Here is a 14,799-nt window from a genome sequence, read left to right on the forward strand (position 1 = left end):
TTCATAGTGTTTCGGTGGTCATAGCGTGAGGGAAACGCCCGGTTACATTCCGAACCCGGAAGCTAAGCCTTACAGCGCCGATGGTACTGCAGGGGGGACCCTGTGGGAGAGTAGGACGCCGCCGAACTCCCTTTAAAGCTCCGGCTCTTGGGCATACAGCCCGAGAGCCGGAGCTTTTTTGTGTTGAGGTAGGGTCAGGGGGCATCGTCGGCTTGTTTCCTACTGGAGGCCCCCGGGTGGAGGTTCAGGAGACCCGCGTCCAGACGGACAGGGTCCTCACCATCCCCAATATTCTCAGCATGGCGCGGCTCCTCGGCGTGCCTCTCTTCCTCTGGCTGATCCTCCGGCCGGAGTTCGGGGGACCGAAGAGCGACGGGTGGGCGCTTCTCGTGCTCGCGCTGAGCGGCGTCAGCGACTACCTGGACGGCAAACTCGCGCGCCGCTGGAACCAGATCAGCAGCCTCGGCCGGCTGCTCGACCCGGCCGCCGACCGGCTCTACATCCTGTCGACGCTGGTCGGACTGACGTGGCGTGAGATCCTGCCCCTTTGGTTGACGGCCGTACTACTGGTGCGAGAACTGGTGCTGCTGGTGATGGTGGGCATCCTGCGGCGCCACGGCTATCCGCCGCCGCAGGTCAACTTCCTGGGCAAGGCGGCCACGTTCAACCTGATGTACGCCTTCCCCCTGCTGCTCCTCAGCGACGACGGAAGTGGATGGATCCCGTCACTCGCTGCTATTTTCGGATGGGCGTTCGCAGGATGGGGTACAACGCTGTACTGGTGGGCAGGAGTCCTCTACGTGGTACAAGTCCGCCGCCTGGTCCGTGCGGACGCCGTGGCCGACTGAACTCGCCCCTGGCGGTAATGGTGCCGCGATGGCCCGCGGCGGCAATGTGCGGGACAATTTGGACGGGTGGAGTCGGCCAGACCGTCGTCTCTTCGAGGAGGACGCTTCCGACATGAAGGCCGTCGTGATGGCCGGAGGCGAGGGCACACGCCTTCGTCCCATGACCTCGAGCATGCCCAAGCCGCTCCTGCCGGTGGCCAACCGGCCGATCATGGAGCACGTGCTGCGGCTGCTGAAAAGGCATGGGCTCAATGAGACCGTCGTAACTGTCCAGTTCCTGGCGTCACTGGTCAAGAACTATTTCGGTGACGGCGAAGAGCTCGGAATGGAGCTCACCTATGCCAATGAGGAGAAGCCACTCGGTACCGCCGGGAGTGTGAAGAACGCCGAAGAGGCATTGAAGGACGATGCCTTCCTCGTCATCTCCGGCGATGCCCTGACCGATTTCGACCTGACCGAGCTCATCAATTTCCACAAGGAAAAAGGTGCGCTCGTCACGGTCTGTCTGACACGGGTGCCGAACCCCCTGGAGTTCGGCATCACGATCGTCGACGACGAGGGCAAGGTCGAACGCTTCCTGGAGAAGCCGACCTGGGGACAGGTGTTCTCGGACACCGTCAACACGGGCATCTACGTCATGGAGCCCGAGGTCTTCGACTACGTCGAACCCGACGTGCCCGTCGATTGGTCCGGCGACGTCTTCCCGCAGCTGATGAAGGACGGCAAGCCGATCTACGGCTTCGTCGCCGAGGGCTACTGGGAGGACGTCGGCACACACGAGAGCTACGTGAAGGCGCAGGCCGACGTCCTGGAGGGCAAGGTCGACGTCGAGATCGACGGCTTCGAGATCTCTCCCGGCGTCTGGGTGGCCGAGGGGGCCGAGGTCCATCCCGACGCCGTGCTCCGGGGCCCCCTCTACATCGGTGACTACGCCAAGGTCGAGGCCGGAGCCGAGATCAGGGAACACACCGTCATCGGCTCCAACGTCGTCGTGAAGACGGGCGCGTTCCTGCACAAGTCCGTCGTCCACGACAACGTGTACGTCGGGCAGCACAGCAATCTGCGCGGCTGCGTCGTCGGCAAGAACACCGACATCATGAGGGCGGCCCGGATCGAGGACGGCGCGGTCATCGGTGACGAGTGCCTGATCGGTGAAGAATCGATCGTTCAGGGCAATGTGCGGGTCTATCCGTTCAAGACGATCGAAGCCGGCGCGTTCGTGAACACGTCGGTGATCTGGGAGTCGCGCGGGCAGGCACACCTCTTCGGCGCCCGTGGCGTCTCCGGGATCCTGAACGTCGAGATCACCCCGGAACTCGCCGTACGGCTGGCCGGTGCCTACGCGACGACCCTGAAGAAGGGCTCCACCGTCACCACCGCGCGGGACCACTCCCGTGGTGCCCGCGCGCTGAAGCGGGCAGTGATCTCCGCGCTCCAGGCCAGCGCCATCGACGTCCGCGATCTGGAGAACGTGCCGCTGCCCGTCGCGCGGCAGCAGACCGCGCGGGGCAGCGCCGGCGGGATCATGATCCGGACCTCGCCCGGCGTGCCGGACTCCGTGGACATCATGTTCTTCGACGGCCAGGGCGCGGATCTGTCGCAGGGCAGCCAGCGCAAGCTGGACCGGGTGTTCGCACGGCAGGAGTACCGGCGCGCGTTCCCCGGCGAGATCGGGGACCTGCACTTCCCCGCCAGTGTCTTCGACTCGTACACCGGATCGCTGCTGCGGAACGTCGACATCACCGGGATCGCCGACTCCGGGCTCAAGGTCGTCGTCGACGCGTCGAACGGCAGTTCCGGCCTGGTGCTGCCCAGCCTGCTGGGCAAGCTCGGAGTGGACTCGCTGACCATCAACCCCGGCCTCGACGAGTCCAGGCCCACCGAGACCGCCGACATGCGACGGTCGGGGCTGGTGCGGCTGGGCGAGATCGTGGCGTCCTCGGGCGCGGCGTTCGGTGTGCGGTTCGACCCGGTGGGCGAGCGGCTGTCCCTGGTGGACGAGAAGGGCCGCATCATCGAGGACGACCGTGCGCTGCTCGTCATGCTCGACCTGGTGGCCGCCGAGCGGCGCAGCGGGCGCGTGGCCCTGCCGGTGACCACCACGCGGATCGCCGAGCAGGTCGCGGCCTACCACGGCACGCAGGTGGAGTGGACGACGACCTCCCCGGACGACCTGACACGGGTCGGGCGTCAGGAGGGGACGATCTTCGGCGGCGACGGCAAGGGCGGATTCATCGTCCCCGAGTTCAGCGGCGTCTACGACGGGACGGCCGCCTTCGTGCGCTTGATCGGGCTCGTCGCGCGGACCCAGCTCACGCTCAGCCAGATCGACGCGCGCATCCCGCGCGCGCACGTCCTCAAACGGGACCTGGCGACCCCGTGGGCCGTCAAGGGCCTCGTGATGCGCCGGGTCGTCGAAGCGGCCGGAGACCGGTTCGTGGACACCACGGACGGCGTGCGGGTGGTGGAGACGGACGGCCGCTGGGTGATGGTGCTGCCCGACCCGGCCGAGGCCGTCACCCACCTGTGGGCGGAAGGGCCGGACGACGCCTCCGCCCAGACCTTGCTCGACGAGTGGTCGGCCGTCGTGGACAGCGCCGGCCGGTAGGAGGACCGCACACGCACGTGCCGGACACCCGCCCCGACGGGGTGCTGTCCGGCACGTGGGTGGGGCCGTTCGGAGGTACTGGCGTCGACGTGCGACGATGTGCGGCATGCCGCAGCAGCCCCCCGTTCGGAGCAGTCACACGCCCCCGTCGCGGCCGGACGCGTCCATGTCACTGCTCACCAACGTCATGGACCACAGCCTCGACGACGGCTACGCCGAGGCCGCAGCCCGCCGGAAGACCGAGGGCGGGGGCGGCCTGCCCAGAACCCTCCGGGCGAAGCTGGGGCTCGCGGCCGGGCTGGTGCTCGCCGCGCTCGTCGTCACCGTCGGGGCGGCCCAGGCGCGGGTCGCCGCGCCCGTGGTGGCCAAGGAGCGCCAGGAGCTCATCGATCGCATCGACCAGGAGAGCGACGCGGCGGACAAGCTGGAGGACAGCGTCGACGAGCTGCGGGACGACGTCAGCGCCCGGCAGCGCGAGGCGCTGAAGGAGAGCGGCGGCGGCGACCGGTCAGAGCTCGTGGGGATCCTGGCCGGGGCCACGGCCGTGCACGGCCCCGGGGTGAAGCTCGTGGTCGACGACGCCAAGGAGGCCAGCACCGGCGGTGACGGTGACCCGCGCGAGACGAGCGGGTTCTCCGACACGGGGCGGGTGCGCGACCGCGACATGCAGCGCGTGGTCAACGGGCTGTGGGAGTCCGGGGCGGAGGCGATCTCCATCAACGGGCAGCGGTTGACGGCGCTCTCGGCGATCAGGGCCGCGGGCGACGCCATACTGGTCGACAACAAGCCGCTCGTGCCTCCCTACACGCTTCTCGCGATCGGGGACGGCCGGCAGCTGAGCACCGTCTTCCAGGACAGCGCCGACGGGCTGTACCTGCACGCACTGCAGGAGAACTACGGCATCAGGACCAGTATCTCCGTCCAGGACGAGCTCCGGCTGCCCGCAGCACCGAGTGTGATCGTCCGAACCGCACAGCCGAAGACCGAGCATTCCGAGAAGGGCACATCGTGATCGCCGTACTGGGCCTCGTCGTGGGAGTCGTGGCCGGCCTGTTGGTCCGGCCGGAGGTTCCGGCGGCCGTCGAGCCGTATCTGCCCATTGCCGTCGTGGCGGCGCTGGACGCCGTCTTCGGCGGTCTTCGCGCCATGCTCGACGGCATCTTCGACGACAAGGTCTTCGTGGTGTCGTTCCTGTCGAACGTCGTCGTCGCCGCGCTGATCGTGTTCCTGGGCGACAAGCTGGGCGTCGGTGCGCAGCTGTCCACGGGCGTCGTGGTCGTCCTCGGTATCCGCATCTTCTCGAACGCCGCGGCGATCCGTCGGCACGTGTTCCGGGCGTGAGGCCGATGAGCGACCAGAGCGACCAGAGCGGCCAGAGCGACCGGAACAACCGGAACGACGAGCGCGACCGGAGTGCGGCGCCCGAGGCCCCGCAGAGCGGAGTGCCGCCCCAGGAGACGCCCCCGACACCCGAGCAGGCCGCGCCCACTCCCGAGGAGTCGGCCGCCCTGGAGGAGCCCGCCGGTGAACCGGAGACCACCGGTCGACGGCGGCTGGTGCAGGGGCTGTGGCCGCCGCGGGTCACGCGTGCCCAACTCATCGTCGCGGTACTGCTGTTCGGCCTCGGCTTCGGGCTCGCGGTGCAGGTCGCGTCCAACAGCGACAACGACAATGCCCTGCGGGGAGCACGCCAGGAGGATCTCGTCCGCATCCTCGATGAACTGGATGACCGCACACAACGTCTTGAGGACGAGAAGGAAGGTCTCGAGAAGCAGCGGGAGGAACTGGAGAACAGCTCCGACCAGGCCGAGGAGGCCCGCAGGCAGACGGCCGAGAGGGAGCGTCAACTCGGTATTCTCGCGGGCACCGTGGCAGCTCAGGGACCCGGTATCACGATGACGATCGACGACACGAAGGGAACGGTCGAGGCGGACATGCTGCTCGACGCGATCCAGGAGCTGCGCGCCGCGGGAGCGGAGGCGATCCAGGTGAACGGCGTCCGCGTGGTCGCGAACACCTATCTGACGGATTCCGGCAAGAGCGTGAGCGTCGACGGGAACAAGATCGGGCCGCCCTATCGTTTCAAGGTCATCGGCAAGCCGCAGGACCTGGAGCCGGCTCTCAACATCCCCGGGGGCGTGGTGCAGACTCTGGAGAAGGAGCAGGCCACCGTCGCCGTCGAACGTGCCGACAAGATCATTGTGGACGCCTTGCGAGCAGCGAAGCGGCCTGACTACGCTCGGTCGTCCTCCCAGTGAATCGGGGGTGCATGGGAGGCGTCCGGCAAGGGCATGAGGTTGCGGGGGGTCGGCGCACCGATCGGGTGGTGCGTGGTGGAAACTGTCTGGTGGATACGGACGTTGTGAAGATGTCCGGGTCGACCGGTGTGTTCAGTCAGGGTGTGTCCTGCCCCACGGGCGGGTCTGTTTCGGTCAAGGGGAATCGCCCGTGAAGTTGTTTGCGAAGTTGTTCGGCAAGAGTGCGCGAGAGGGCAGCGACAACGCGACGGCCCGCCATCGCGCAGAGCCTGACGCGGAAGGCCAGCGCCCGCTGTTCCGGGACCAGGTGGCTGGTCCCGGGAGTGACGTCTCCGGAGGTCAGGGCGCGCCGTCGGTTGACCCTGCCCGGTCCGGAGGCATAGGTTTCGGACAACCGTCAACCTCAAGTACGGGTGGAGGGTTTTCCCCGATGTCGGCCCTGGTGTGCACGAGGTGCGGTAACCGCAACGCGGAGAACAGCCGCTTCTGCTCCAACTGCGGTGCGCCGCTGCGGGCGGGAGCCGTTCCCGAGCGGGCGTCCGAGACGACCTCGACCATTTCCATCTCCGGTCTCGAGGCCTACGACGCCGAGGCCACGGGGCAGACGGCGATGCCGTCGCTGTCTCCCGAGGCGCAGGCGGCCGTCGACGCGCTGCCGGTCGGCTCCGCGCTGCTGGTCGTGCGCCGCGGACCGAACCAGGGGAGCCGCTTCCTGCTGGACGGCGACCTGACCACGGCCGGCCGCCACCCGCAGAGCGACATCTTCCTGGACGACGTGACCGTCTCCCGGCGCCACGTGGAGTTCCGGCGCGGATCGGACGGCTCGTTCACCGTCGCCGACGTGGGGAGCCTGAACGGCACCTACGTCAACCGTGAGCGGATCGACCAGGTCGCTCTGTCGAGCGGCGACGAGGTCCAGATCGGCAAGTACCGGCTGGTCTTCTACGCGAGCCAGCGGGGCTACTGACCCGCCCCCGGACGCCGTCCGGGGGGAATCCCCAGGGAAGGCGCATGCTTCGAACACCGAGCGGCGGTGCCGGCAGCGGTGCCGCCGCCGCGGACAGTGGGCCGATGAGCATCGGCACGGTGCTGAACGTCCTGCGCGAGGAGTTCCCCGAAGTCACCATCTCCAAGATCCGTTTCCTGGAGTCGGAGGGGCTCATCGAGCCGGAGCGGAGCCCGTCGGGGTACCGCAAGTTCAGCGCCGGGGACGTGGAGCGCCTGGCCCAGGTGCTCAGGATGCAGCGTGACCACTATCTGCCGCTCAGAGTGATCCGGGAGCATCTGGACGCCGTCGAGCGCGGCGAGGCGGCGCCGCTGCCCGCGCTGAGCCGGCAGCGGTCCGGGGAGCCCGTGCCGGAGCTCTCCGAGGAGCGGACCGCGGCCCGGATCGGGCGGGCCGAACTACTGGCCGCGGCCGAGATCGGTGAGCAGGACCTTCAGGAGTGGGAGTCGTACGGACTTCTCGCCCCGCTGGAGGACGGTCTGTACGACGCGGAGGCGGTCACCGTCGCCTCCCTCGTCGCCCAGCTGGGCCGTTTCGGGATCGAGCCGCGGCACCTGCGGGTGATGAAGGCCGCCGCCGATCGGGAGGCCGGGCTGGTGGAGCAGGTGGTGGCCCCGCTGAAGCGCCACCGCAATCCGCAGACCAGGATCCTCGCCGAGACGCGCTCCAGGGAGCTGGCGGGGCTCACGGTGAAGCTGCACGCCGCGCTGGTGCAGACGGCCCTCGGCGTGCGGTTGCCCTGAGGGGCGCTCGCGGTGCGTGATCGGCCACGCGTTCCCGGCCCGACTACCCAAACGTCCCGGGCACGGCCTAGGGTTGCTGTGTGAACGAGCTCGATGTCGTAGGTGTCCGGGTCGAAATGCCCTCCAACCAACCGATCGTGCTCCTGCGCGAAGTGGGAGGCGACCGCTACCTCCCCATCTGGATCGGGCCGGGGGAGGCGACGGCGATCGCCTTCGCCCAGCAGGGCATGGCCCCTGCGAGGCCGCTGACTCACGACCTGTTCAAGGACGTGCTGGAAGCTGTCGGCCAGGAGCTCACCGAAGTGCGCATCACGGACCTGCGTGAGGGCGTCTTCTACGCCGAGCTGGTGTTCGCCAGCGGCGTCGAGGTGAGCGCCCGTCCCTCCGATGCCATAGCGCTCGCCCTGCGCACCGGCACGCCGATCTACGGCAGTGACGCGGTGCTCGACGACGCCGGCATCGCCATTCCGGACGAGCAGGAGGACGAGGTGGAGAAGTTCCGCGAGTTCCTCGACCAGATCTCGCCCGAGGACTTCGGTACCAGCAGCCAGTAGGTCCGGGGGCCGCCCGCCGGTCCGGTGTTCGCGGGCGGCGGGGGCGCCCTCCGGTGGCTTGCTACCACGCGGTGGGCACCGGCGTCTCGGCACATGCCCGAGGCGATTGCGAGCGTCCAGCGGCTCTCCGCGAGCGCATTCGGCTAGCCTTTCCCCGCGGCGGGGGACGGGAAACCACTCCCAGGGTGATTATCACTCGGCGTGCCGAGTGTGGCGGTCGTTGACGCACCCCTGGTGGCTGCCTACCGTCGAGGAGGCAGGTCAAGGACGGAGGTCGGCGTGAGAAGCAGCGGCGACGGTATGGCTGAGGGTGCTCCCGGACCCGGTCCCGGGGCGAGCGGTCGGTACCCGCCCCAGAGTGCTCGGCTCCGCGCGGCCGGGGGGTATCCCCACCACAGCAACGCGGCCGATCATGCCCCGCAGCGACCGACGGCCGTGCCGAGCAGCGGAGGGGCGACGTCCATGGGGTCCGAGGAGATCGGCTACCGCGGTCCGACCGCCTGTGCGGCCGCCGGGATCACCTACCGGCAACTGGACTACTGGGCGCGCACCGGACTCGTCGAACCGAGCGTCCGGCCGGCCTACGGGTCCGGCACGCAGCGCCTGTACAGCTTCCGGGACGTCGTCGTCCTGAAGATCGTCAAGCGTTTCCTCGACACCGGTGTGTCCCTGCAGAACATCCGCACCGCCGTCCAGCACCTGCGCGAACGCGGCTTCAGTGATCTGGAGCGCATGACCCTGATGAGCGACGGCGCGACCGTGTACGAGTGCACCTCGCCCGACGAGGTGCACGCCCTGCTCCAGGGCGGTCAGGGCGTCTTCGGCATCGCGGTGGGCGTCGTGTGGCGGGACGTGGAGAGCGCTCTGTCCCAGCTCCACGGGGAGCGGGTCGACACCGGCGAGACCCTGGTCGGGCACAATCCGGCCGACGAGCTCGCACGGCGGCGGAACCGGGCCGTCTGAGCGGTTTTCCCGGGTACCCGCACGGCCCCGCGGCCCGCGGAGCGCTCCCTGAGGGGCATTGTCAGTGGCGTGGTGCAGCATCGGAGATGTGAGAACCGCGCCGACGATCCTGCATCTCGACATGGATGCCTTCTTCGCCCAGGCGGAACAGGCCTCCAAGCCGAGTCTGCGCGGGAAGGCCGTCGTGGTGGGCGGGATCGGTCCCCGCGGGGTCGTGGCGACCGCGTCGTACGAGGCGCGGGTCTTCGGTGTGCACTCCGCGATGCCCACGGCGCAGGCGCGTCGGCTCGCGCCCCACGCCGCCTATCTGACACCGCGCGGCGGGTTCTACCGGTCGATCAGCGAGCAGGTGATGGGGCTCCTGAGGCAGTTGTCGCCGCTGGTGGAGCCGTTGAGCCTGGACGAGGCGTTCGTCGACCTGGAGGCCGGGGGAGTGGCCTGGGACAGCGCATCGTCGCGGCTGGTGGGGGTGCGGCTGCGCGCGGAGATCCGGGAGGTGACCGGACTGACCGGTTCCGTGGGACTCGCCGGCTCCAAGATGCTCGCGAAGATCGCTTCCGAGCAGGCCAAGCCGGACGGCCTGGTGCTGATCGAACCAGGGACCGAGCGGGCGCTGCTCGGCCCGATGTCCGTGCGGACCCTTCCCGGTGTCGGCCCGGCCACCGGGGACCACCTGCGGCGCGCCGGGATCGCCACGGTCGACGAGATCGTCGAGGCGGGCGAGGACGAGTTGGTCCGGCTGCTGGGCAAGGCCCACGGGCACGGGGTGTACGCGATGGCCCTGGCACGCGACGACCGGCCGGTGGTCGCCGAGCGGGAGGCGAAATCGGTGTCCGTCGAGGACACCTACGACGTCGACATCCACGACCGGACGCGGATCGGGCTGGAGGTGCAGCGGCTCGCCGAGCGGTGCGTGCGCAGGCTGCGCGGGGCCCATCTCTCGGGGCGCACGATCGTGCTGAAGGTACGGCGCTACGACTTCTCCACGCTGACCCGGTCGGAGACGCTGCGTGGTCCGACCGACGACGTGGCGGTGGTGCGGGAGGCGGCGGCGCGTCTGCTGGACGCCGTGGACACCACGGGCGGTGTGCGGTTGCTCGGGGTCGGCGTCAGCGGGCTCGCCGACTACACCCAGGAGGACCTCTTCGCGCAGGCCGCCGAGGCCGCCGCGGCCGCGGACGCCGCGGAGTCGGCGGAGACCGCAGAGGTGGCGCGGATCGTGCGGGAGCGGGCGGAGGGCGGCCAGGAGGCCGAGGCGGACCGGCCGCCGGGTCCGGAGGGGGCGCAGCCCGTGGAGCGGCGGTGGCATCCGGGCCACGACGTGCGGCACACCGCGTACGGGCCCGGGTGGGTGCAGGGCAGCGGCCTGGGCAGGGTCACCGTCCGCTTCGAGACGCCGTACTCCGGGCCGGGGCGGGTGCGCACGTTCCGGGTCGACGACCCGGACCTGGAGCCGGCGGAGCCGCTGCCCCTGGTGCCGGAACCGTCCGGCGGAGGGGAGGCCGTCGGTCGTGCACATGCGTGACCGGCCGGGCGCGGGCCGGCCGCTGGGTCCGGAGGGGGCAGCCTTCTCTCCCGGCGCTGTCGGTGCGGTACAGGGGCCCGGCGCCCCGTACCGTCCGGCGCCGCGTGGGCGGTTGCGCTCAGGCGTCGGCGTCCTCCGGGGCGTCGGCGTCCTCCGTCCCCGCCAGCTTGCCGAAGTCGCGGTCGGGCGGTGCGGGAGGCGCGGCGATGTCGAGGCCGTAGTGGTGGTAGAGCTGGAGCTCCTGGTCGGGGGAGAGGTGACGGCCCACACCGAAGTCGGGCGCGTCCTTGATCAGGGCGCGGTCGAAGGGGATGCGCAGGGTGCCCTCGATCAGCTCGCTGGGTTCCAGGGGGACGAAGGCGTCCCGGGAGAACAGGCCGGTGCGTATCGCGGCCCACTCCGGTACACCGGTGGCGTCGTCGAGGTAGACCTCGTCAATGGTGCCGATCCTGACGCCGTTGCGGTCGAACGCCTTGCGGCCTATCAGGTTGCGCGGATCGATGTCGGTCTGCACGGTCCCTCCACTCGGTCGCAACTCATCCGTAAGCACTACAAAAGAGCACATTCGGGCGAGCGGCCACTCGAAGGCCCGTCCGGTGACGTCGCTGGTACTCTGGCAGCGGCTGCTGACCCCGTGCGGGAGAGTCCTCCGGAGAGGTTCCCGGAGGCGCCGAAGGAGCAAATCCTCCCCGGAATCTCTCAGGCTCACGTACCGTACGGACGAGGTCACTCTGGAAAGCAGGGCGGGTGCCGACGGCTTCCGCTCTCACCGACGGTGAAAGCCGGGTGCCCCTGGGCGGCCCGGTGAAGCTCTCAGGTCGAGATGACAGAGGGGGAGGCCGTCCGGGCACCCGCGCCGTGGTGCCCCTCGAAGGTCGCGTCAGACCAGGAGGCCTCCGCAATGACCGCCCACCGTACCCCGCTCTCCGAGCTCGAACAGGGCATCCCCTTCGAGCAGCGCCACATCGGGCCCGACCAGGAGGCACGGGCCAAGATGCTCGCGCAGGTCGGATACGGCTCGCTCGACGAGCTCACCGCCGCCGCGGTGCCGGATGTGATCAAGAACGCCGACGCCCTGGACCTGCCCGGATCCCGGACCGAGGCCGAGGTGCTGGCCGAGCTGCGCACGCTGGCCGACCGCAACCAGGTCCTCGGCTCCATGATCGGCCTCGGGTACTACGGCACCTTCACCCCGCCCGTCATCCTCCGCAACGTCATGGAGAACCCGGCCTGGTACACGGCGTACACGCCGTACCAGCCGGAGATCTCCCAGGGCCGGCTGGAGGCCCTGCTGAACTTCCAGACCGTGGTCGCCGAGCTGACCGGTCTGCCCACCTCCGGCGCCTCGCTGCTGGACGAGGGCACCGCCGCCGCCGAGGCCATGGCCCTGTCCCGCCGGATGGGCAGGAAGAAGAACGGCCTCTTCCTGGTCGACGCGGACGCCCTGCCGCAGACCGTCGCCGTCATCCGGACGCGGGCCGAGCCGACCGGTGTCGAGGTGGTCGTCGCCGACCTCAGCGACGGCATCCCCGCCGACATCGCCGCCCGCGAGATCAACGGCGTGCTGATCCAGTACCCCGGTGCCTCCGGCGCCGTACGCGACATCAAGCCGCTCATCGACCAGGCGCACGAGCTGGGCGCCCTCGTCACCGTCTCGGCCGACCTGCTCGCCCTGACGCTCCTGAAGTCGCCGGGCGAGCTGGGCGCCGACATCGCCGTCGGCACCACGCAGCGCTTCGGCGTGCCGATGGGCTTCGGCGGACCGCACGCGGGCTACATGGCCGTGCACGAGAAGTTCGCGCGCAGCCTGCCCGGACGGCTCGTCGGCGTCTCCGTCGACGCCGACGGGCACAAGGCCTACCGCCTCGCCCTGCAGACGCGCGAGCAGCACATCCGGCGGGAGAAGGCCACCAGCAACATCTGCACCGCGCAGGTGCTGCTCGCCGTCATGGCCGGGATGTACGCGGTGTACCACGGGCCCGAGGGGCTCCGGGCCATCGCGCGGCGCACGCACCGCTACGCCTCCCTGCTCGCGGCCGGTCTGCGTGCCGGCGGCGTCGAGGTCGTGCACGGCGCCTTCTTCGACACGCTGACCGCCGAGGTGCCCGGGAAGGCCGCCGAGATCGTCGCCGCCGCCCGCGGCAACGGGGTCAACCTCCACCTCGCCGACGCCGACCACGTCTCGATGGCCTGTGACGAGACCACCACCCGGGCGCAGCTCGCGGCCGTCTGGCAGGCCTTCGGGGTCGACGGCGACGTCGAGGCGCTGGACGCGGACACCGAGGACGCGCTGCCGCAGGGCCTGCTGCGCACCGACGACTACCTGACGCACCCCGTCTTCCGCGAGCACCGCTCCGAGACCGCGATGCTGCGTTACCTGCGCAGGCTGTCCGACCGGGACTACGCGCTCGACCGCGGCATGATCCCGCTGGGCTCGTGCACCATGAAGCTCAACGCGACCACGGAGATGGAGCCGGTCACCTGGCCGGAGTTCGGGCAGCTGCACCCGTTCGCGCCCGCCGAGCAGGCGCAGGGCTACCTCACGCTCATCCGCGAGCTGGAGGAACGTCTCGCCGAGGTCACCGGCTACGACAGGGTGAGCCTGCAGCCCAACGCCGGTTCGCAGGGTGAGCTGGCCGGTCTGCTGGCGGTCCGCGGCTACCACCGGGCCAACGGCGACGACCAGCGCACGGTCTGCCTCATCCCGTCCTCCGCGCACGGCACCAACGCTGCCAGCGCCGTCATGGCCGGGATGAGGGTCGTCGTCGTCAGGACCGCCGAGGACGGCGAGATCGACGTCGAGGACCTGCGGGCCAAGATCGAGCAGTACCGTGACGAGCTGGCCGTGCTCATGATCACCTACCCGTCCACGCACGGCGTGTTCGAGGAGCACGTCGCCGACATCTGCGCGCAGGTCCACGAGGCGGGCGGTCAGGTCTACGTGGACGGCGCCAACCTCAACGCCCTGGTCGGTCTCGCCAAACCCGGCCACTTCGGCGGGGACGTCTCCCACCTGAACCTGCACAAGACGTTCTGCATCCCGCACGGCGGCGGCGGGCCCGGCGTCGGCCCGGTGGCCGTGCGCGGCCACCTCGCGCCGTACCTGCCCAACCACCCGATGCAGCCCGAGGCCGGCCCTCAGACCGGTGTCGGCCCGGTCTCCGCCGCCCCCTGGGGCTCCGCGGGCATCCTGCCCATCTCCTGGGCGTACGTCCGCCTGATGGGCGGAGAGGGGCTCAAGCGGGCCACGCAGGTGGCCGTGCTGTCCGCCAACTACATCGCCAAGCGCCTGGAGCCGCACTACCCGGTCCTCTACACCGGGCCGGGCGGGCTCGTCGCCCACGAGTGCATCATCGACCTGCGTCCCCTGACCAAGGCGACCGGTGTCAGCGTGGACGACGTCGCCAAGCGGCTGATCGACTACGGCTTCCACGCGCCGACCATGTCGTTCCCCGTGGCCGGCACGCTGATGATCGAGCCGACCGAGTCCGAGGACCTCGCCGAGCTGGACCGGTTCTGCGAGGCGATGATCGCCATTCGCGCGGAGATCGAGAAGGTCGGCTCGGGCGAGTGGCCGGCGGAGGACAACCCGCTGGGCAACGCCCCGCACACCGCCCGTGCGCTGGGCGGCGCGTGGGAGCACCCCTACAGCCGTGAGACGGCGGTCTTCCCGGCCGGTGTGTCGGCCGCGGACAAGTACTGGCCGCCGGTGCGCCGTATCGACCAGGCGTTCGGCGACCGGAACCTGGTCTGCTCGTGCCCGCCGCTGGACGCGTACGAGGACTGAGCGACTCGACGAAGGGCCCCGCCGGTATCCGGCGGGGCCCTTCGTGCTGCTCGGACGTGCTGCTCAGACCGTGGCGAGGGCGACCTCGGTCGCCTTGAACAGGGCGACGACGGCGGAGCCCTCGGCGAGGGACAGGTCGTCGACCGCGTCCCGGGTCACGGCCGCCGTCAGCTCGGCGCCGTCGACGGCGACCTTCACCGAGGCCATGGCGGGGCCGGCGGCCAGGCCGGTGACGATGCCGGGGAGCCGGTTGCGGACCGACAGGCCCCGGACCGGACCGGTGGCCAGTGAGACCTCCGTCGACTTCACCAGGGCCCGCACGGCGACCCCCGGACCGAGGCCGAGGTCCTCGGCGGCCTCCTTCGTGATCGCGGCGGTGAGCTGCCCGCCGCCGGTGAGCGCGACGCGGACGGTCGCCATGGCCTCGCCGGACGTCACGGTGGTGACCGTGCCGGAGAGCTGGTTGCGCATGCTCAGGGTCATGGCCGTCACCGTAGTGCCGGTGGC

General features: G+C 70.2%; 13 protein-coding genes, 1 rRNA gene and 1 riboswitch. Of the genes, 12 read left to right on the forward strand and 2 right to left on the reverse strand.

Translation table 11 applies throughout. The annotated features are described in order from the left end of the window. The first annotated feature begins 10 nt into the window (after window positions 1-10). The 11 genes from rrf to JS756_RS23525 all read left to right on the forward strand — a co-directional run bounded on the left by rrf (window position 11) and on the right by JS756_RS23525 (window position 10,505). Window positions 11-127 (forward strand): 5S ribosomal RNA (rrf, locus tag JS756_RS23475). 109 nt (window positions 128-236) lie between these two features. Continuing rightward, window positions 237-848 (forward strand): cardiolipin synthase ClsA, encoded by a 612-nt coding sequence (clsA, locus tag JS756_RS23480; protein ID WP_205385167.1) that lies wholly within the window; start codon window positions 237-239, stop codon window positions 846-848. Between the two features lie 112 nt (window positions 849-960). After that, the gene (locus JS756_RS23485) at window positions 961-3,456 is read left to right on the forward strand and encodes a mannose-1-phosphate guanyltransferase (RefSeq protein ID WP_205385168.1); all 2,496 of its coding nucleotides are present in this window, start codon (window positions 961-963) and stop codon (window positions 3,454-3,456) included. 166 nt (window positions 3,457-3,622) lie between these two features. After that, window positions 3,623-4,468, forward strand: a complete 846-nt coding sequence (locus JS756_RS23490) for a DUF881 domain-containing protein (protein WP_240204244.1) — start codon at window positions 3,623-3,625, stop codon at window positions 4,466-4,468. After that, window positions 4,465-4,797, forward strand: a complete 333-nt coding sequence (locus JS756_RS23495) for a small basic family protein (protein ID WP_003977440.1) — start codon at window positions 4,465-4,467, stop codon at window positions 4,795-4,797. The genes JS756_RS23490 and JS756_RS23495 overlap by 4 nt, the downstream gene beginning before the upstream one ends. A 5-nt stretch (window positions 4,798-4,802) precedes the next feature. Next, window positions 4,803-5,714, forward strand: coding sequence for a DUF881 domain-containing protein (locus tag JS756_RS23500; RefSeq protein WP_205385170.1), 912 nt, complete (start codon window positions 4,803-4,805; stop codon window positions 5,712-5,714). A gap of 82 nt (window positions 5,715-5,796) precedes the next feature. Further along, complete coding sequence (locus JS756_RS23505) at window positions 5,797-6,681, forward strand: FHA domain-containing protein (protein ID WP_205385230.1); 885 nt, start codon at window positions 5,797-5,799, stop codon at window positions 6,679-6,681. Between the two features lie 44 nt (window positions 6,682-6,725). Continuing rightward, complete coding sequence (ftsR, locus tag JS756_RS23510) at window positions 6,726-7,463, forward strand: transcriptional regulator FtsR (RefSeq protein WP_205385171.1); 738 nt, start codon at window positions 6,726-6,728, stop codon at window positions 7,461-7,463. An 80-nt stretch (window positions 7,464-7,543) separates the two neighbouring features. After that, window positions 7,544-8,017 carry a bifunctional nuclease family protein gene (locus JS756_RS23515; protein WP_053666762.1) on the forward strand — a complete coding sequence of 158 codons (474 nt, stop codon included), beginning with the start codon at window positions 7,544-7,546 and terminating at the stop codon, window positions 8,015-8,017. 279 nt (window positions 8,018-8,296) lie between these two features. After that, window positions 8,297-8,980: a MerR family transcriptional regulator gene (locus tag JS756_RS23520; RefSeq protein WP_205385172.1), complete on the forward strand. Its 684-nt coding sequence runs from the start codon at window positions 8,297-8,299 to the stop codon at window positions 8,978-8,980. Between the two features lie 88 nt (window positions 8,981-9,068). Beyond that, window positions 9,069-10,505 (forward strand): DNA polymerase IV, encoded by a 1,437-nt coding sequence (locus JS756_RS23525; RefSeq protein WP_205385173.1) that lies wholly within the window; start codon window positions 9,069-9,071, stop codon window positions 10,503-10,505. Between the two features lie 118 nt (window positions 10,506-10,623). On the opposite strand, the gene JS756_RS23530 is transcribed toward JS756_RS23525, so the two are convergent. Then, on the reverse strand, window positions 10,624-11,019 hold the full coding sequence (locus tag JS756_RS23530; protein WP_205385174.1) for a PRC-barrel domain-containing protein: 396 nt from the start codon (window positions 11,017-11,019) through the stop codon (window positions 10,624-10,626). Between the two features lie 113 nt (window positions 11,020-11,132). Beyond that, window positions 11,133-11,230: riboswitch (glycine riboswitch) on the forward strand. 176 nt (window positions 11,231-11,406) lie between these two features. Between JS756_RS23530 and gcvP the strand changes: the two genes are divergently transcribed. Next, on the forward strand, window positions 11,407-14,292 hold the full coding sequence (gene gcvP, locus JS756_RS23535) for an aminomethyl-transferring glycine dehydrogenase (protein ID WP_205385175.1): 2,886 nt from the start codon (window positions 11,407-11,409) through the stop codon (window positions 14,290-14,292). Window positions 14,293-14,355: 63 nt separating this feature from the next. Here the strand turns inward: gcvP and JS756_RS23540 are convergent, their stop codons facing one another. Next, window positions 14,356-14,775: a TOBE domain-containing protein gene (locus JS756_RS23540; protein WP_205385176.1), complete on the reverse strand. Its 420-nt coding sequence runs from the start codon at window positions 14,773-14,775 to the stop codon at window positions 14,356-14,358. Window positions 14,776-14,799 lie beyond the last annotated feature (24 nt).

It is taken from the genome of Streptomyces actuosus, from assembly GCF_016921115.1.
Lineage (GTDB): Bacteria > Actinomycetota > Actinomycetes > Streptomycetales > Streptomycetaceae > Streptomyces > Streptomyces actuosus_A.